Genomic DNA, 17,478 nt, shown 5'->3' on the forward strand with positions numbered 1-17,478 from the left:
CTCGGTGATGCCGGGCGGCGGCGCCGGCGCCTCGCGCTCAGGGGGCGTCGCGACTCACGGGATCGCCGCGGACGTGAACGGTATCGGGAAGGTCTGCCCGGCCCTCCACGCCTCCGCGTGATCCGCGTAGTGGCACGTGCGCGGGTCCCCGCTCACGCCGGTGCTCATCACCCCGAGCGAGCCGTCGAGCGGCGCGAGGTTCCAGATCAGCCGCGTCGCGCTGAGCGAGTCCTGATCGAGCGCGCCGCGCACCCCGCCTGCGGCCTCGAAGTCGCCCGGCGGCAGGTCCAGGATCCCGATCTTCGCGAACCACCCGCCGATGTTCACCGTCTCGACGTCGCCTGTCGCGGGGAAGGTGCCGATATCGAAGCGCGCGTCCTCGCCCGCGAGCGGGTGGTTGTACTTCAGCTCGTGGATCCCGCCCCAGGTCCAGGCGCTCACGTCCCCGCCGAGGGCGTCGCGGAGCATCGCGTCCGCCTGAGCGAGGGCGGCGCGCACGGCCTGGTCCCGCGCGGCCCCCGGGTCGACCCCGGGGACGATACCGAAGTACGGGGCGCGCGGGTTCGCGAGCACGTCGATGAGGCCGTTGAGCTGGTTCGTGAGGAACACGTTGGGCGCGAAGAGCCCGTACTCGTCGGGGCCGATCACGTCCCTCACCGTGTTGCGCAGCAGGATCAGGGTGAGCATCTCGTAGACCGCAGCGCCCTGGCTGCTCGCCGCCGCGTTCCCGTCCCAGGCCGCCAGGGCCGCTGCGGCCGCGGCGGCGCTCGGGTCGTCCGCCGGCAGCCCGGCGCGCCCGAGCGCGGCCAGGTAGCTGTCGCGCAGCGGCAGCCCGATGGTGGTCTGCGTGTCGAGCTGGATCGACGCCATGTCCTGCGGCGTGATCGGCCCCGTCGCCGTGGTGAGGCGGGTCGCGATCCGCTGCGCGCGCCACGGCATGTCCCAGTAGTTGGCGAGGTGGACCGGCCGCCCCTGCGGCGCGTAGCTCCGCGGGACGATCCGGTGGTTCGCCGTCATCAGGATGTGCGAGGGCGGATCGTAGACCGAGGGCAGCTCGGCGCTGGTCGCGTACCCGGTCCACTCGTGTCCTCCCGAGCCCGGCACCGGATAGAGCGCGTTGAGCGGGCTCTGGCGCTGCGGCGCGAGCCCCGAGTTCTGATAGCCGATGTGGCCGTGCTCGCCCGCGTAGTCCGCGAAGATGAAGTTCCAGCCGATGCTCTGCTTCTGCGCCGCCGTCCTGAACTGCGTCCAGTTCAGCGCCGCCGGCATCTCGAAGTAGCCGTCGACCTTCCACTCCGGCTGGCCCGCGGTCGACTTGAGCGCGAGGGTGCCGAACGACTCCAGCCCATCGAGGCCGTCGTTGAGGATCGGCCCGTGGGGCGTCGCGCGGAACGTCCGCTGCACGTCCGCCTGCCCCTTCACGCGGATCGTCTCCACGCGCCGGGTGACCGGCTTCCACTGGCCGTTGACGAGCGCCTCCTGGCCACCGCCGCTCGCGCCGCGGAGCGTCTCCACGTACAGGTCGACGCTGTCGAAGAGCGAGTAGGTGGGCACCCAGGCGATGCGATCGGTATGCCCGCTGATGAACCCGGGGAAGCCGGGCACCATCCAGCCTGCCACGTCGTAGAGCCCGTTCACCTTGAGGTGCGCCACGTAGACGGCGGAAGGTGTCGAGTGAGGGAAGTGCGGGTCGCTCGCCAGGAGCGGCTTGCCGGTGGAGGTGAGGTGGCCGTCGACCGCCCAGGCGTTGCTCGCGCGCCCGCTCGCGGGCGTCATGCGCCGGGCCTGCTCCGTGAGCCGACGCGCGCCATCCAGGCAGGTCGGCGGCGGCGGGTTGACGATGGTCGCCGACGGCGCGGTCGGGCCGGGTGGCACGAGGAACTGCGAGATCGGGTTCAGGTTGCCCTGCGCGTCGAACATCGACACGTCGTCCGGGGCCTCCTTGATCAGCGTCGTCGCGACATCGGTCCCCGCGATGGAGGCGACCGCCGCGCGCTCGAGCTTGGTGAACCACGTCAGGGTGTCGAAGGTGACGCCCACGTAGATGTAGGCGAGGACGCTGTCCTCGGGCGTCCACGGGGCCGGCTGGTAACCGAGGGTCTGGAACTCGAGCGGCAGACCGCTCGTCGACGCCTTCGCGTCGGAGATGTACTGGTTCACGCCGGCGGCGCAGCCCTGCAGGATGCGCTTCGTCCGCGAGGCCGCCGCCGCGTAGCGCGCCGCCGCGAACGCCGGCAAATTCTGCGCGCGGGCGAGGAGATCCTGGCCGAGGATGCTGTCGCCCTCGCCGGGCCCGTAGATCTCCGCGAGGCGCCCCTGAGCGCTCCGCCGCACCACGTCCATCTGGAAGAGCCGGTCGCGCGCCATCGCGTAGCAAAGGCCGCCGTACCCGGAGACCTCGTCCCCTGAGGTGACGTGCGACATTCCCCGATCGTCGACCTGGAGGGTCACCCCGTGCCCGCTGAGCTCCAGGGCGATCTGCCCTTCACCCGTCGGCTCATCCACCTTCCCACCATCCTGGACGACGCTGCACGCAGCAGCCGACAACAGGAATGCCACGCCGGTCATTCGCCTCATCGTGCGGATCTCCTCCTGAAACGCTCGCGAGGGCCGTGCCCCGCGAATTACTTGCGCCGTGCTCTCGCTGCGCTGTCGAGCCCACTCCAGCGCTCATGCGCGGAGTCGGGCTGACATTGCAGTCCTGCCGCCCGGATGTGCGGGCAGCTGTTAAGAGTCGTAACTTAGCACTGCGCCTGCATGCGCGCCACGCGCCGCACCCATGACGAGCCAGGTTCTTCGAGGAAGTCTGCCACACTGGTCATTGACCTCGCATTGACCTCGCGTGGACCTCGCGTACAGCGCTTCCCGTACTCGCGTGTCGGGCGTGTGCTGCAAGGACGTCGCCACCGCTGAAAGGTCCCATGCGCAGCGTCGCTCGCCTGAAGGCAGCGCCATCAGCCCATGAGGTCACTCTGGAAGAGACCTTTGCCCACACGGCCTTCCGGGACACCTCATCGAGCTGGCGCCGCGAGGCACCATGAGAGTCCACCTCCGCGAGCGCGGTGGACATCGAGCCTCGCCGACGTGCCGCACGCCGGGGGACCAGGCGGCGCTCTCAGGAGGGCGCGAGCCGACGTACCATTGAGCCAGCTCGATGGTGCATGGCCGGCGTTCTTGACACGATCAGGGGTATGGTCGATGCTTGCGCTCCCATCCGCCGGAGGAGGAGAGCTTGGAGTACGAGATCGATTGCCACAGCATGGAGGACGCGCGAAACCTCGCGGTGAGCAAGCTCGACGAGCTCACCGGGGGGAACCTCGGTCCTCATGTGAAGATCGTGGTCGCGAAGAACATGGGCGGCGATTCGCCGCTCGCCGGGGCCGAGGTCGGCGTCGAGTGGGGCAAGCGCGGACGCATCCGGCTCGATTTCGATCCGGTCAAGGGCCCGCATTACAATGTCGAGACGCGGTACGAGAACTGGGCCTTCTGCTTCCCGTACAACGACCACGGGGGCACTGGCAATGCGTGGGCGACCCTCTCGGACGAGGAGCGGCAGGCCGTGAAGGAGTGGATGCAGCGCATCGGGCAGCGGCGCGGCACGCGCTGACGCCGCTCGCGTCTGGCAGGTGGTCTTCAGGCGCGATCGGTCGGGCGGCGGGGCCCCGCGTACCGCCGCGGGCGACGGCGTCTACTGGATTCCGACGGAGGTCCAGCCCATCCACGTGCCCTGGATGTCGACCCAGGCCTGTTGCTGCGCGCCGTTCTGGTCGTTCCAGCGCATGACACCCCACTCCGCCACGTGTTGCACGGGGCCCCCGGGGACAGCGTAGATCACCCTCCCGCCGGCCTGGACTGCGGTCAGCTTGATCGCGTAGGTACCGACGAGCGCGCCGTCCTGCGCGTAAAGATCCAGGCGCACGTAAGCCGGCGCGCCCTGGTTCTGGATGAGGGCGTAGAGCCTCTGCTCTTTCAGGATGTACGAGCCGCACGCGCCGCACTGGGGGTCGGAAGGGTCCGGGTCCTCGTCGTCGTCCCCGCCGGTGTCCCCGGCGAGCACGATCGGCGTATCGGCCGGCAGCGTCTCGTCGGGCACATCCAGCGCGGCCGCCGCGTGGCTCGCGCCGGCCGACACACCGAGCGCGACGAGGAGGAGAGAACCAAGACCTGACACGAGGCGATGCACCATCAGCTTCTCCGTTGTTCTGCGGGATCACTCTCTTCTACGCCGGTGCCGCGGCGCTTCTGACGCAGGTTTCGTGCGCTGCAGGGGACCAGCGCCCGGACGCGGGCCGCGAGCGCCGCGGACAGGCAACGAGGCCACGCGAGCCCGCGCTGCGCACAGGTGTTCAATGCGACCTTCGCGGGAGCAACATGCGAGAAGCTCGCTCTACTCGTAAAGCCGTATCTCCCACTGCAGCAGCCGGACGCCCGGCGTCTCTCGGAGCTTCAGCGCGCGCAGGACGTCCTCGGGGCCGGTCGGCAGCGACCCGGGCCGCCCGATCGCGAGCGCGATCTGGAAGCGGCCCGCGGGCACTCCCTGAAAGAGCGCCTCCCTGTCTCCTGCGATGCGCGCCGCGCCCTGGCGCGACAGCTCGATCTTCACGTCCCAGGGGTGCGCCTCCCCGTCGCGGATCAGAAAGGCGCGCACCTCGAGCGGGCCTTCGACCCGCGTCGCCGGCCGGAGCGAGATCTCGAGCCTCGATCCGGGGCCGACGCTCGTCGCCAGGCCGTTCTCCGGCGCGGCGCCGGGCGCCGAGCGCAGCGTCTGGTCGCCGCCCGAGACCGCGACCGCGTAGGCCGGCACCGGCGGGAAGGACTGCGCGCCCGGCGGCGCGGCCGGGCCGCTGCCCTGGTCCTGGCTCCGGGGCGGCGCGAGCCGGAAGAGGAGCAGCAGCGCGGCCGCCGCGGCCAGGGCGCCCGTCGCGGCGAGCACCGCGGGGGCGCGGCGCTTCGTTGCCGCGGGGGCGCGGCGCTTCACCGGCAGGGGGCGCACCTCGCCCGCGACCTGCGCGCCTGGCGCGGTCGGAGACGGGGCGGCCGCGGCCTGCGGCGCCTGCACCGGGGCCTCTGGCGCCTGCACCGGGGCCTCCGGCGCCTGCATTCCGGCGAGGATTCCATCCACGATCCGCGATCGCGCCTCGCCGTCCAGAGGGCGTGACGCCTCCCATGCGTCGCGGCCCTCCGGATCGCGCCGCGCGAGCTCCTCGAGCGCCGGCAGCTCGCGCTCGTCGAGCGTCCCCCGGACCCGCGCCGACCAGCGCGGATCGCTCGCGCGGTCCTCGGCGCGCGCGGCCGCTGCCACTGCCTTGAGCAGCTCGTCGTCGTTCATCGGGCGCGCCTCGGGGTCGATGTCCCCGGCGGGGACGTGCGCGCCGCGGCCTCCGCCTCGGTCGCGAGCTCGGCGGCGATCGCGCGGACCTGCCGCGCGAGGCGGCTGCGCCAGGCATAGACAGCGTCCGCGGTCATCCCGGTGATCGCGCAGACGTCCTCCGTGGAGCGCTCATCGACGAGCAGCAGGTAGAACAGCTCGAGCCCGCGCTCGCTCAGCCGCTCGCGGAGCCGGCGCGCGATCGCCTCGAACGTGTCGCGCGAGATCATCGCGGGCTCCGGCCCGGCGGCGTCGCTGGCGTCCAGGTCGAGGGTGTCGTCCTCGGTCGGCGCCTCGGTCCACGGGTTGCGGCGGCGGCTGCGCAGGATGGACGCGACCTCGCGCTCGGCGACGAGCCCCACGAAGCCCGGCAGCGACAGGCCCCGGGCGCCGTCCCACTGCCGGAGCGTCCGCCCCCCGTCCGCGAAGAGGGACATGAACACTGTCTGGGTCATGTCCTCGACCTCCTGGCGCACGTCGCGATCGCCCGCCGCCCGGCGCCGCCGGAAGAGCGCCCGCACCGCCCGCTCCTGGATGGTGGGCGTGAGCAGGTCCACGAGCTCGCGGAGCGCCGAGCGCTCCCCGGCCATCGCCCGCGCGATGAGCGCGGCCTCTGGCGCGGGCTCCGGTGCATCATCGGGCTCCAGCGCGTCCTCGGGCTCCACCGCGACCGCCTTTGCGCCCCTCGACGGGTGCGCCGGTCCAGGAGCCCCTGTCGCCATCGGCGCACAAGTAGCCGCGCCCCAACCACCCGTCAAGCCGAGGCCCGTGCGCGGCACGGACGAGACGGCGACCGCCGCGAACAAGGACAGGCTCAATCCGCTGCGTAGGCTGCGCATACGACTCCGGGGGGCGCGCGGCCCTCTCGGTAGATCGTTACGCAGCGGCCCCGCGCGGTCTGACAAGAAATCGACGCGGCGACGACCCTGGGGCGCCCTCCGCGCGGGCCGGCGCTCAACCCTGCTTGCGCGGCGCCTTGAGCGACAGCTTGAGCAGCACGTCGTCGCGGATCAGGTCGTCCTGCTTGCCCGGATAGACGATCCCGAAATCCTTCCGGTTGATCACGAACTCCGCGTTGCCCGACACGACATCGGCGCCCTCGGTGATTGTCGCGGGGAAGGAGATGGTCTTCTTCACGCCGTGCAGGTCGAGCTCGCCGGTGATGGTGTGTGTCGCGCCGTTCTCGCCGCCGGCCTTGATCTGGGTCGAGGTGAAGGTCGCCTTCGGGTACTGGGCCACATCGAAGAAGTCCGCCGACTTGAGGTGGCCGTCGAGCTTCTCCGCGTCGCTCTTCACCGACGAGGTGTCGGCCTCGATGCTGAGCTTGCCGCCCTCGGCCTTGCCCCCGGCGAGCGCGATCGAGCCCGAGATCTTCTCGAACTTGCCCTCGTGCTTGCCTGTGACCTTGGAGCCGACGAAGCCGATGGTCGAGGCGGCCGCGTCGATCGGGAGCGTCTCGGCGGGGCCGGAGGGCGCGGCCGCCTGGGGCTGCACCGGCGCGGCGGACGAGATGGTCGCCTTGGGCTTGTCCTTGGTCGGGTCCTCGCAGCCCGCGAGCGAGAGCAGGAGAGCGGCGGGGAGGGCGATGCGAGCGATGCGAGCGGTGAACATGAGAGACATTCTCCTTGTCGGTCAGCCAAACTGCACAGAACGTTTCGTGAACGAGCCGTAGGTGAGCCCCGTGATCGGGAATCCCACCGGCTCGCTCACGTCGATCGACGCGCCCATGGCGGCGACGACCGGCACGAAATGCTCGTGGGTCGGGAGCGCCATCCGCACCCCCGGCGCGCGAGCGCGGTAATCGAGCAGCGCGTCCACGTCCCGGCGCGCCAGGACCTCGGCGCACCAGGCGTCGAACTCGGTGGCCCAGGGCTGCGCGACCGCGGCGGTGCGCCAGTCCGCGGCGCGGAGGTTATGGGTCAGGAAGCCGCTGCCCACGAGGAGGATCCCCTCGTCGCGCAGCGGCGCGAGCGCCCGTCCCATCGCGAGGAGCGGGGCCGGCGCGAGCGTCGGCAGCGAGACCTGGAGCACCGGGATGTCCGCGCCCGGGTACATGCAGATCAGCGGCACGTAGGCGCCGTGGTCGAGGCCCCGGCGCGGATCCTCCGCGATCGGCCCGAGCGGGCCGAGCAGCTCGCGGACGCGCCGCGCGAGCGCGGGGGCGCCGGGCGCGGGGTAGGTCACGCGGTAGTACTTCTCGGGGAAGTTGTAGAAGTCGTAGACGAGCGGCGCGGTCTCGGTGGCGCCGAGCGTGACCGGCGCGTCCACCCAGTGGGCCGAGAGCATCAGGATCGCCCTCGGGCGCGGCACCGCTTGCGCCCAGGAGCCCAGCTCGGCCACCCACGCGCCATCGTCGAGAAGGAACGGCGAGCCGTGCGCGAGGAAGAGCGCCGGCATGCGGCCCACGCGCGCCTGGTTCTGCGTCTCGGACATGGGACCTCCCTCGGTCGACGTCGAAGGCCGGCATGCGCCCGCGATGGGCACGACCCCGCCCGCCGCGAGCAGGAGCCTCAGAGCAGCCCGGCGATCCATGAGCCCACCCTAGATCGTTTCCAGGAGTGGTACAATCCACGCCCGATGAAACGTCAGGTTGCGAAGAAGGAAACCATCGACGCGGAGCTCGTCGATCTGCGGGCCTTCTGCCTGGTCGCCGATCTCGGATCGATCACCGCGGCCGCGAAGACGCTCGGTGAGACGAAGGGCAGCGTCAGCCGCCGCATCACCCGCCTCGAGCACGCGCTCGGCGTGGAGCTGCTGCGCCGCAGCCCTCGGCGGGTGCAGGCGACCGAGGACGGCCTCGCGTACCGGATGCGGGTGGGCCGGGCCCTCGAGCTGCTGGAGGACGCGAACGTGGCGGTGCAGCAGGCGCGCGCGAGGCCGAGCGGTCACCTGCGCGTGACGGCGCCGTTCGATCTCGGCCTGAGCATCCTGGCGCCGCTCTCGACCGGCTTCGCGGAGCGCTTCCCCGAGATCTCGCTGGAGATGGTCCTCACGGAGGCCCTGCTCGACTTCGACGCCCACCAGATCGACGTGGCCCTGCGCGCGACCGCGAGCCTCCCGGACTCGTCGCTCATCGCCCACCGGCTCCAGCTCATCGAGGTCGGGCTGTTCGCGGCGCCGGCCTACCTCCGGAAGCATGGGCCCGTGCGCCGGCCCGCGGACCTCGAGGCGCACCGGCTGCTCCTGTCCCAGACCACGCGCGGGCACGCGACCATCGCGCTCCAGTCGCGCGACGGCCGCGAGCGCGCGGAGATCCGCGTGCGCGCGGCGATCTCGGCCTCCGATTTCTCCTTCTGCCGCGAGGCCGCCCTGGCCGGGGCCGGGATCGCGCTCGTCCCCGAGGTCAACGTGCGGAGCGACCTCGACGCGAAGAGGCTCGTCCCCGTGCTCAATGACCACGCGATCAGCGGCGGTGCACCCCTGTACCTCGTGCACCCGGGGACGCGCTTTCTGCCTCCGAAGATCCGCGCCTTCCGCGACTACCTGCTCGACGCGTTCGGCGTCCGGGGGCGACGCGAGGCTTCCGGCTGACGGGGTGCACCGATCGCTCGTTCCAGAACGCATTCTGGACTGCTCGTTCCAGAACGCATTCTGGACTGCTCGTTCCAGAACGCATTCTGGACCGCTCGTTCCAGAACTGACCACGAGGTTACCCGAGCACGCCGAGCGCGACGCGCATGACATCTTCAAGTGCCTGCCGATCGCGGGTCGTCCTCGCGGTGACACGAAGCCCGGAGAGCGCGCTCGCAAAGAACCGCCCCAGCGCGACAGGATCATGATGCGCTCCGATCTCACCGCGCTCCTGGGCTTCGCGCAGTCGCTTCGCCCAGGCTGCTTCCAGGCTCCGGGCGTTGTCGCTGACGAGCCTTGCGATCGTCTCGTCGGACGAGGACGGCTGGACGATGGCGTTCACCATCGCGCACCCGCGCGAGCGTTCGCCGTCCAGATCTTGCTGGATGAAGCCCTCGAAGACCCGCCTGACCACGCTCCGGATCGGCTCGTCGCTCCCCAGGAGCTGGAGAAAGCTCTGGTTTTGCTGGTCACGCCAGAGCTCCAGCGCGGCGATGTAGATCGCCTGCTTGTCACCGAACGTGTCGTACAGGCTCTGCCGGGAGATGCCGAGATGACCGACGAGATCGCTCATCGACGTCGCTTCGTAGCCCCGCTCCAGGAAGAGATCCATCGACCGCTCCAGCGCGCTCTCCACGTCGAACTCCTTGGGCCGTGCCACGAGGCGACGTTAGCCATTCTGGAACGCGTTGTCCAAAACGACCCGCGACAGCGCGACGGTCCTGGGCGATGACCCACCCAGCACGCCCGATTCTGGAACGCGTTGTCCAAAACGACCCGCGACAGCGCGACGGTCCTGCGATGACCCACCCAGCACGCCCGGGCCAGCGCCGGGGGATGCAGATCGTGCTCGCGTCGGAGCAGCGGACCACCACCAGCTGCTGCTGGGGAAGCAACGAGAGCGCAGATCCCCGTCCATGACCGGCCGGCGCCGCGCGACCGCGGGCGTGGGAGAGCGGGGGATCGCCGCCGATCAACGAGCGTCGCGACGGCATGGGAGTTGCTGCTGGGAGGCCGGGCGGCGCTTGGGCGCCCGAGGGACGGCCCCGCTTCCAGCCGCGCACCGAGGTCCATCTGCGCACGTTCATCGACAGGAAACGCTTTCTTCTGGTGCTCGCGGCGCTCATCGCCCTGCCCGGGTGCAAGCGCGAGGGCGACGCGAGCGCCGCTGCCCGGCTCGCACCGGACGCTCCGATTCCGGCCGAGTTCCCGCGCGAGACGCGGCTCAGCATCGGTGATCCGACCGTGCAGAAGCAACTCCAGCTCTCCGGCGACATCGACCGGCTGCCTTTCGTCGTGGACTGGCAGAACATCAGCGGCGGACCGCAGACCGTGGAGGCGTTCCGCGCCGGCGTCCTCGACGCGGGCTCGGTCGGCGACACGCCGCCCATCCACGCCACCTTCACCGGGCTCGACGTGAAGATCATCGCGGTGCACGTGCGGGAGCGGCCCGTCTACGAGCTGGCCACGGCGCCGGGCGTGCGCCTGTCGTCCACGCGCGATCTCCGCGGCAAGAAGATCGCCTATTCGCCGGGGCAAGCGCAGGGCGCCGTCGTCCAGCGCGTGCTGAGATCGGTGGGGCTGTCGCAGCAGGACGTCACGCTCGTCCAGCTGAGCAGCAGCGAGTTCAAGGAGGCGCTCACCAGCCGCCAGGTCGACGTCGCGCCGCTGTCCGGCACCATCCTGCAGCGCTACCTCAACGAGTACCGCGCCGAGGGCGCCTCGTCGATCGCGCACGGCGTCCGCGACAACCTCGGCTTCCTCTACGTGCGCACCGCCGCGCTGGAGAGCGCCGACAAGGCGGCGGCGCTGCGCGAGTACGTCAAATGGCGGACCAGGGCCCAGCTGTGGGCTCACGCGCATCCGGACGCGTGGATCGAGGCGTATTACGTCAAGGATCAGGGCCTGACGGCCAGGGAAGGGCGCTTCCTCATCGAGGCCGCCGGCAAGCCGCAGCACCCGGGCGACTGGACCGAGGCGATCGCCCTCACCCAGGAGACCGTCGACCTGCTCGCCGAGGCCTCCGGCCAGAAGCGGTTCGAGGCCAGGACGATCTTCGACCGTCGATTCCAGACGATCGGAGCGGAGGTGGCCGGCGCCGCCCAGGGCGCCGCATCGACGGACCGGCCGGCGACGGCCGACAGGAGCACGCCATGACGACAGCACTGCCCACGAGGGCCGCCTCGCCGCGCCTCTCCAGCCGCCCGGATCTCACCGCCACGGCCGACGTCTACGCGCCGCTCGGCGCCACGGTCGCGCCGCCCGCGCGCGGCTCGGCCGCCCGCGGCCTTTCCGGCCGCCGCCCGCGGCGCCGCCTGGGCCCGGGCCAGCGCCTCCCGTACGGCCTGGCGATCGGCCCGGCGCTGCTGATCGCCGGCTGGGCCGCCGCGTCGGCGACAGGCGTGCTCGACGCGCGCGTGCTCTCCGCGCCGTGGACCGTGGTGGCCACGGCCCGCGAGCTGATCGCCGACGGGCGGCTCGTGTCCAACCTGCTCACGTCCGCGCAGCGGGCCTTCCTCGGGCTCGCCCTCGGGGTCGGCCTGGGCACGGTCCTGGCGCTGCTCTCCGGCCTCACCCGCGTCGGCGAGGCGCTCGTGGACGGCCCGGTGCAGATCAAGCGCGCCATCCCGACGCTCGCGCTCATCCCGCTGCTGATCCTCTGGTTCGGCATCGGCGAGCAGATGAAGGTGTTCACCATCGCCCTCGGCGTCGTCATTCCGGTCTACGTCCACACCCACGCCGCGCTGCGCACCATCGACGCGCGCTACGTGGAGCTGGCCGAGACGGTCCGCCTCTCCAGGTGGCAGTTCGTCCGGAAGGTGGCCTTGCCGGGGGCGCTGCCGGGCTTCCTCATGGGCCTCCGGCTCGCTGTCACCGGCGCGTGGCTGGCGCTCGTCGTCGTCGAGCAGATCAACGCCACGAGCGGCATCGGACACATGATGTCGCTGGCCCGCTCGTACGGCCAGACGGAGATCATCCTCCTCGGCCTCGTCGTGTACGGGCTGTTCGGCCTGGCCTCCGACTCGGCCGTCCGGCTCATCGAGCGAAGGACCCTGTCATGGCGTCGCATCCTGGCCGGCTGACCGCGCCGCCGACCACGGTGCGGATCCGCAGCCTGGTCCGCCGCTTCGGCGCCCGCACGATCCTCGACGGCATCGACCTCGACATCCAGGCGGGCGAGTTCGTCGCGCTGCTCGGCCGCAGCGGATCGGGCAAGAGCACGCTGCTGCGGGCGATCGCGGAGCTGGACCACGACGTGACCGGCTCGGGCGAGCTGCGCGTGCCCGAGAACAGGGCTGTCGTGTTCCAGGACACGCGGCTCCTGCCCTGGGCGCGGGTGCTCGACAACGTGATCCTGGGGCTCGACGAGCCCTCGGCGCGGGCGCGCGGCCTGGCGGCGCTCGCCGAGGTCGGGCTCGCCGGGCGGGAGCGCGCGTGGCCGGTCGAGCTGTCCGGCGGCGAGCAGCAGCGGGTCGCGCTGGCGCGGTCGCTCGTGCGCGAGCCGGAGCTCGTGCTGGCCGACGAGCCGTTCGGCGCGCTCGACGCGCTGACCCGCATGCGCATGCACGACCTCCTGCGCGAGCTGTGCGCGCGGCACCGCCCCGCCGTGCTGCTGGTCACCCACGACGTCGACGAGGCGATCTCGCTCGCCGACCGGGTGCTCGTGCTCGTCGAGGGCCGCATCGCGGAGGAGCAGCGGATCGAGCTGCCGGCCCCGCGCCCGCTCCGCCACCCCCGGTTCCTCGGACACCGCGAGTCGCTGCTGGCCGCGCTGGGCGTCGCGCCGGCCGCCGCGGCCGCTGAAGACATCGACTCGAACCCTGAACTCGAACGGAGTGCCCCGTGACCCACAGGCCTGGACAACTGCATCTCAACGCGTTTCTCATGAGCGTCGGCCACCACGAAGCGTCGTGGCGCCTGCCGCAGAGCGATCCGTTCGCGAACACGAACGTCGAGCACTTCAAGAACCTGGCGCGCATCGCGGAGCGGGGCAGGCTCGACTCGCTGTTCCTCGCCGACAGCCCGGTGCTCTGGAACAACGTCGGCCGCCGGCCGGCCGGGACGCTGGAGCCGACGGTGCTGCTGGCGGCGCTGGCGGGGGTGACCCAGCACATCGGGCTCATCGCCACGGCCTCGACCACGTACAACGAGCCGTTCAACCTGGCCCGCCGGTTCGCGTCGCTCGACCACATCAGCGGGGGCCGGGCCGGCTGGAACATCGTGACGACCGCCGGCGTGGACGCGGCGCGGAACTTCAACCTCGAGGAGCTGCCGGCGCACAGCGACCGGTACGCCCGGGCGGCCGAGTTCATCGACGTGTCGCTGAAGCTGTGGGACAGCTGGGAGGACGACGCGCCGCTCGGCGACAAGGAGAACGGCGTCTGGGGCGACGATCGCAAGATCCACGCGCCGCGGCACGTGGGCCGGTACTTCAAGGTCGAGGGCGCGCTCAACGTGCCGCGCCCGCCGCAGGGGTATCCGCTGCTGGTGCAGGCCGGCTCGTCGGAGGACGGCAAGGAGCTGGCGGCGCGCTACGCCGAGGCGGTGTTCACCGCGCAGCAGACGCTGGCGGACGGGCAGCAGTTCTACGCCGACCTCAAGGCGCGCGTGCGCGCGCTGGGGCGCGATCCGGAGGGGATCAAGATCCTGCCGGGCATCGTGCCGGTCATCGGGGCGACCGAGGCCGAGGCGCACGCGCTCGACGCCGAGCTCGATCGGCTCATCAAGCCGGAGTACGCGAAGCGGCAGCTCGCGCAGACGCTGCGCGTGAAGCCGGAGGACCTCGACCTCGACGCCGAGCTGCCGAAGGACCTGCCGAGTGAGGACCAGATCGAGGGGGCGAAGAGCCGCTACACGCTGATCGTGACGCTGGCCCGGCGGGAGCGGCTGACGGTGCGCCAGCTCATCGGCCGGCTCGGCGGCGGCCGCGGCCACCGGACGTTCGCCGGCACGCCCGAGCAGGTGGCGGACGCGATCCAGCACTGGTGGGAGCAGGGCGCCGCCGACGGCTTCAACGTGATGCCGCCGGTGCTGCCGTCGGGGCTCGAGGCGTTCGTCGACCACGTGGTGCCCATCCTGCAGAGGCGCGGCCTGTTCCGGACGGAGTACGAAGGCAGGACGCTCCGCGACCGCTACGGCCTGCCGAGGCCGGCGAACCTCAACCACGGTCGGGATCTGGTCGAGGCGGCAGAGTGAGCAAAGCCACATCTCCCCAGCGACGCCTGCACCTCAACGCGTTCCTGATGACCATCGGGCACCACGAGTCGGCCTGGCGGTTTCCCGAGAGCAGCCTCACCGGCACGTGGGACGTCGCGCATTACCGGCACCTGGCCCGCGTGGCCGAGCGGGGGACGTTCGACTCGATCTTCTTCGGCGACGGCCCGGCGTTGCAGGGCGACATCCGGTACCGGCCTGTCGGCAGGCTCGACCCCACCGCGCTCCTGCCGGCGCTGGCCGCCGTCACCGAGCGGATCGGGCTCGTGGCGACGGCCTCCACCACGTACAACGAGCCGTACAACCTGGCCCGCCGCTTCGCGACGATCGATCACATCAGCGGCGGCCGCGCCGGGTGGAACATCGTCACCACGGCTGGCAGCGACGCAGCCCAGAACTTCGGCCTCGACGAGGTGCCCGAGCACCGGCACCGCTACGAGCGCGCGGCGGAGTTCGTCGATGTCTGCCTCAAGCTATGGGACAGCTGGGAGGACGACTTCCTGATCGGCGACAAGGCTGCAGGCCAGTTCGCCGACGGCGAGAAGATCCACCGCATCGACCACGAGGGTCGCTTCTTCCGCGTGCGAGGCCCGCTCAACGTGCCGCGCACGCCCCAGGGCCACCCGCTCCTCGTGCAGGCTGGCTCGTCCGAGGACGGCAGGGAGTTCGCTGCCCAGTTCGCCGAGGCGGTGTTCACCGCGCAGCAGACGCTGGAAGAGGGGCAGGCGTTCTACGCCGACCTCAAGCGGCGGGTGGCGGCGGCCGGCCGGGATCCCGCGCTCGTGAAGATCCTCCCCGGGATCGTGCCGGTCATCGGCAGCACCGAGGCGGAGGCGCGGGCGCGCGAGGCCGAGCTGGCGGAGCTGCAGGTCCCCGCGTATGGCCTGCGGCAGCTGTCGGGCCTCATCGGCGTGGAGCTGACCGAGGCGGACCTGGACCGCCCGCTGCCCGAGGTGGGCGACGTGAGCGCGGTGCGCGGCGCGCAGAGCCGCTTCACGCTGGTCACCGAGCTGGCGCGCCGCGAGCGCCTCACCGTGCGGCAGCTGCTGGCGCGGCTCGGCGGGGGCCGCGGGCACCGCACGTTCACCGGCACGCCGGAGCAGATCGCCGACACGATCGAGGAGTGGTTCACGCGCGGCGCCGCGGACGGCTTCAACGTGATGCCGCCGCTGCTCCCGTCCGGCCTGGAGGCGTTCGTCGATCACGTGGTGCCGGTCCTGCGCCAGCGCGGCCTGTTCCGTACGGAGTACGAGGGCGTCACGCTGCGCGACCACTACGGGCTCCCACGCCCGACGAACCGGTTCACCGCGCGGCGCTGGGCTCCCGGGGCCGACCTCACGCGGCAGAGCGCGTAGGGCGCGCGCCTTCGCCCGGGTAGAGCTGTCGCTCGCCCGGAGAGGTTTCCCATGAAGGTGGGAACATCATGAAGGTGGGAACATCATCGGGGGTTCCTCCCGCGTTCCCGTCTTGATGTTCAAGCAACAGCACCACCCTATCTGGCGTACATCGTGTCTGCCCGACGTCCGGCGGCGCACCCTTTCGCGCTTTTCCGCTCGACGCCATTCGAGCCGAGCGCCTGCTCCTGTACCATCCGCGCTGGATGCGCACTCCTCTGCTGACATGGATAGCCTTCTCGATGGTCGCCGTGGTCGCGGCCTGCGGCGACGACGCTGACGGCGGATCGCTCCCGAAGGACACAGGCGGCGCGGCCGCGGGCGGCGACGCGACCGGCGGCGGCGGCACCGCGGGCGGCGACGCGACCGGCGGCGGCGACGCGACCGGCGGCGGCGGCACCGCGGGCGGTGACGCGACCGGCGGCGGCGGCACGGGCGGCACCGCGACCGGCGGCGGCCCCGGCGGCGCCGGCGGCACCGGCGCCGCCCATCCGGGCGAGCTCCTCGAGCAGCTCCAGGCCATCGAGGGCCTCTCGGTCGAGGAGCAGGAGTCCGACCTCCCTGGCTATCGCTACTTCGTCATGGAGCTCGACCAGCCCGCGGATCACGCCCACCCCGGCGGCGTGCACTTCCAGCAGCGCGTGGTGCTGCATCACCGCGACCCCGCCGCGCCCGTGGTGCTCGTCACCGAGGGATACCGGCTCTCCCTCGGGCACCAGTCGCTCGAGGAGCCGGCCGAGCTGCTCGCCGCCAACCAGATCCGGGTCGAGCACCGCTTCTTCACCCCCTCCCGGCCGGAGCCCGCGGACTGGTCGCTGCTCACCATCGAGCAGGCCGCCGCGGACATTCACCGCGCCATCGCGGCGATCCGGCCGCTCTACGAGGGCAAATGGATCTCCACCGGCGCGAGCAAGGGTGGGATGACCTCTGTCTATCATCGCCGCTTCTATCCCGCCGACGTGGACGGCACCGTGGCTTACGTCGCCCCGCACAGCGCTGGCATCTCCGACCCGCGCTACGTCGACTTCGTGGCCGAGCGCGGCGATCCCGCGTGCCGGCAAGCCCTCCAGGGCTTCCAGCGCGAGGTGCTGCTGCGGCGCTCGGCCATGCTGGGCTACATGGAGGCCGAGGCCGCGGAGCTCGGCGACGCCTATGACCATCTGGGCATCGAGCAGGCGCTGGAGATCGCCGTGGTCGAGTCGGTCTTCTCCCTCTGGCAGTACCAGGACTCGAGCTTCTGCGAGCGCGTCCCGACCGCGGCGTCGGACGACGACGAGGTATGGGCCTTCCTCAACGAGGCGAACGCCCCCCACCTCTGGTCCGACCCCTACTTCCTCCTCTTCGAGCCGTACAACTGGCAAGCTGCGTCAGAGCTCGGCTATCCGCGCTTCGCGGAGGCGCACCTCGCCGATCTGCTCCTCTACCCCGGCGCCAACGTGCCCACCACGTTCATCGAGCCAGGGCCTGGCAAGGGCCCTGTCTTCGATCCCGGGGCGATGCAGGACGTCTCCGGCTGGCTCGCCGCCGAGGGCGAGCGGCTCCTGTTCATCTACGGCGAGAACGACCCGTACACAGCGGCTGCCTTCGAGATCGGGGGTGCCCGGGACACCCACCGCTTCATCGCGCCGGGCGGGACCCACGGCGCCGTCATCCTCGCGCTCGCGCCGGCCGATCAGGCGCTGGCCCTCGGCGCGATCGAGGCCTGGACGGGCGTCGCGCCGCGCCAGCCCCCCCGGGAGACGCTGCGGCCGCTGCTCCGGGGCCGGCGCTGGATGAGGCGCGACGGGTAGCGGGCGTCAGAAATCCCGCCACAAACACCGGTCGATCCGGCTGCCACGTCATCACCCCCGCGGCAGCACAGCCCTCCACGCGCGGGCCGCTGGAGCTCGGCTTGCTGACGCTCGCCGCGCTTTCGGCCGCGCTGCGCCGGCA

General features: G+C 71.7%; 15 protein-coding genes. 8 read left to right on the plus strand and 7 right to left on the minus strand.

What is annotated here, in order from left to right; all coding sequences use genetic code 11:
- Positions 1–54: 54 nt before the first annotated feature.
- A complete protein-coding gene (locus WME89_RS01785) occupies positions 55–2,577 on the minus strand; it encodes a penicillin acylase family protein (RefSeq protein ID WP_438007558.1) in 2,523 nt (840 codons plus the stop codon).
- Between the two features lie 655 nt (positions 2,578–3,232).
- Between WME89_RS01785 and WME89_RS01790 the strand changes: the two genes are divergently transcribed.
- On the plus strand, positions 3,233–3,607 hold the full coding sequence (locus tag WME89_RS01790) for a hypothetical protein (protein WP_438007559.1): 375 nt from the start codon (positions 3,233–3,235) through the stop codon (positions 3,605–3,607).
- Between the two features lie 81 nt (positions 3,608–3,688).
- On the opposite strand, the gene WME89_RS01795 is transcribed toward WME89_RS01790, so the two are convergent.
- The 5 genes from WME89_RS01795 to WME89_RS01815 form a co-directional block, all read right to left on the minus strand.
- Positions 3,689–4,186 carry a hypothetical protein gene (locus WME89_RS01795; protein WP_438007560.1) on the minus strand — a complete coding sequence of 166 codons (498 nt, stop codon included), beginning with the start codon at positions 4,184–4,186 and terminating at the stop codon, positions 3,689–3,691.
- Positions 4,187–4,387: 201 nt separating this feature from the next.
- Positions 4,388–5,329 carry a hypothetical protein gene (locus tag WME89_RS01800; protein WP_438007561.1) on the minus strand — a complete coding sequence of 314 codons (942 nt, stop codon included), beginning with the start codon at positions 5,327–5,329 and terminating at the stop codon, positions 4,388–4,390.
- Positions 5,326–6,033 (minus strand): RNA polymerase sigma factor, encoded by a 708-nt coding sequence (locus WME89_RS01805; protein WP_438007562.1) that lies wholly within the window; start codon positions 6,031–6,033, stop codon positions 5,326–5,328. The genes WME89_RS01800 and WME89_RS01805 overlap by 4 nt, the downstream gene beginning before the upstream one ends.
- Before the next feature lie 289 nt (positions 6,034–6,322).
- Positions 6,323–6,979, minus strand: a complete 657-nt coding sequence (locus tag WME89_RS01810) for a YceI family protein (protein ID WP_438007563.1) — start codon at positions 6,977–6,979, stop codon at positions 6,323–6,325.
- 21 nt (positions 6,980–7,000) lie between these two features.
- A complete protein-coding gene (locus WME89_RS01815; RefSeq protein ID WP_438007564.1) occupies positions 7,001–7,801 on the minus strand; it encodes a dioxygenase family protein in 801 nt (266 codons plus the stop codon).
- A gap of 144 nt (positions 7,802–7,945) precedes the next feature.
- Between WME89_RS01815 and WME89_RS01820 the strand changes: the two genes are divergently transcribed.
- The gene (locus tag WME89_RS01820) at positions 7,946–8,899 is read left to right on the plus strand and encodes a LysR family transcriptional regulator (protein WP_438007565.1); all 954 of its coding nucleotides are present in this window, start codon (positions 7,946–7,948) and stop codon (positions 8,897–8,899) included.
- Positions 8,900–9,017: 118 nt separating this feature from the next.
- On the opposite strand, the gene WME89_RS01825 is transcribed toward WME89_RS01820, so the two are convergent.
- On the minus strand, positions 9,018–9,599 hold the full coding sequence (locus tag WME89_RS01825; protein WP_438007566.1) for a TetR/AcrR family transcriptional regulator: 582 nt from the start codon (positions 9,597–9,599) through the stop codon (positions 9,018–9,020).
- Positions 9,600–9,931: 332 nt separating this feature from the next.
- Here WME89_RS01825 and WME89_RS01830 point away from each other — a divergent pair, with 332 nt between their 5' ends.
- From WME89_RS01830 to WME89_RS01855, 6 genes are all read left to right on the plus strand, one after another.
- Entirely contained in the window at positions 9,932–11,095 is a 1,164-nt protein-coding gene (locus tag WME89_RS01830; RefSeq protein ID WP_438007567.1) for an ABC transporter substrate-binding protein, read from the plus strand.
- Positions 11,092–12,021 carry an ABC transporter permease gene (locus WME89_RS01835; RefSeq protein ID WP_438007568.1) on the plus strand — a complete coding sequence of 310 codons (930 nt, stop codon included), beginning with the start codon at positions 11,092–11,094 and terminating at the stop codon, positions 12,019–12,021. The genes WME89_RS01830 and WME89_RS01835 overlap by 4 nt, the downstream gene beginning before the upstream one ends.
- Positions 11,997–12,785, plus strand: a complete 789-nt coding sequence (locus WME89_RS01840; protein WP_437654456.1) for an ABC transporter ATP-binding protein — start codon at positions 11,997–11,999, stop codon at positions 12,783–12,785. Before WME89_RS01835 ends, WME89_RS01840 begins: the two co-directional genes overlap by 25 nt.
- Positions 12,782–14,134, plus strand: a complete 1,353-nt coding sequence (locus WME89_RS01845; RefSeq protein WP_438007569.1) for an LLM class flavin-dependent oxidoreductase — start codon at positions 12,782–12,784, stop codon at positions 14,132–14,134. The genes WME89_RS01840 and WME89_RS01845 overlap by 4 nt, the downstream gene beginning before the upstream one ends.
- Positions 14,135–14,181: 47 nt before the next feature.
- Positions 14,182–15,507 (plus strand): LLM class flavin-dependent oxidoreductase, encoded by a 1,326-nt coding sequence (locus WME89_RS01850; RefSeq protein ID WP_438011880.1) that lies wholly within the window; start codon positions 14,182–14,184, stop codon positions 15,505–15,507.
- A gap of 245 nt (positions 15,508–15,752) precedes the next feature.
- Entirely contained in the window at positions 15,753–17,336 is a 1,584-nt protein-coding gene (locus WME89_RS01855; RefSeq protein ID WP_438007570.1) for a S28 family serine protease, read from the plus strand.
- The last annotated feature ends 142 nt before the right edge of the window (positions 17,337–17,478 follow it).

It is taken from the genome of Sorangium sp. So ce321 (genome assembly GCF_051530195.1).
In the GTDB taxonomy this organism is placed as follows: domain Bacteria; phylum Myxococcota_A; class Polyangia; order Polyangiales; family Polyangiaceae; genus Sorangium.

Coding starts and splice junctions, on each gene's coding strand:
- WME89_RS01785 (WP_438007558.1), bottom strand. CDS start 2,577: ATGAGGCGAATGACCGGCGTGGCATTCCTGTTGTCGGCTGCTGCGTGC.
- WME89_RS01795 (WP_438007560.1), bottom strand. CDS start 4,186: ATGGTGCATCGCCTCGTGTCAGGTCTTGGTTCTCTCCTCCTCGTCGCG.
- WME89_RS01800 (WP_438007561.1), bottom strand. CDS start 5,329: ATGAACGACGACGAGCTGCTCAAGGCAGTGGCAGCGGCCGCGCGCGCC.
- WME89_RS01810 (WP_438007563.1), bottom strand. CDS start 6,979: ATGTTCACCGCTCGCATCGCTCGCATCGCCCTCCCCGCCGCTCTCCTG.
- WME89_RS01815 (WP_438007564.1), bottom strand. CDS start 7,801: ATGTCCGAGACGCAGAACCAGGCGCGCGTGGGCCGCATGCCGGCGCTC.
- WME89_RS01820 (WP_438007565.1), top strand. CDS start 7,946: ATGAAACGTCAGGTTGCGAAGAAGGAAACCATCGACGCGGAGCTCGTC.
- WME89_RS01830 (WP_438007567.1), top strand. CDS start 9,932: ATGGGAGTTGCTGCTGGGAGGCCGGGCGGCGCTTGGGCGCCCGAGGGA.
- WME89_RS01835 (WP_438007568.1), top strand. CDS start 11,092: ATGACGACAGCACTGCCCACGAGGGCCGCCTCGCCGCGCCTCTCCAGC.
- WME89_RS01840 (WP_437654456.1), top strand. CDS start 11,997: ATGGCGTCGCATCCTGGCCGGCTGACCGCGCCGCCGACCACGGTGCGG.
- WME89_RS01850 (WP_438011880.1), top strand. CDS start 14,182: ATGACCATCGGGCACCACGAGTCGGCCTGGCGGTTTCCCGAGAGCAGC.
- WME89_RS01855 (WP_438007570.1), top strand. CDS start 15,753: ATGCGCACTCCTCTGCTGACATGGATAGCCTTCTCGATGGTCGCCGTG.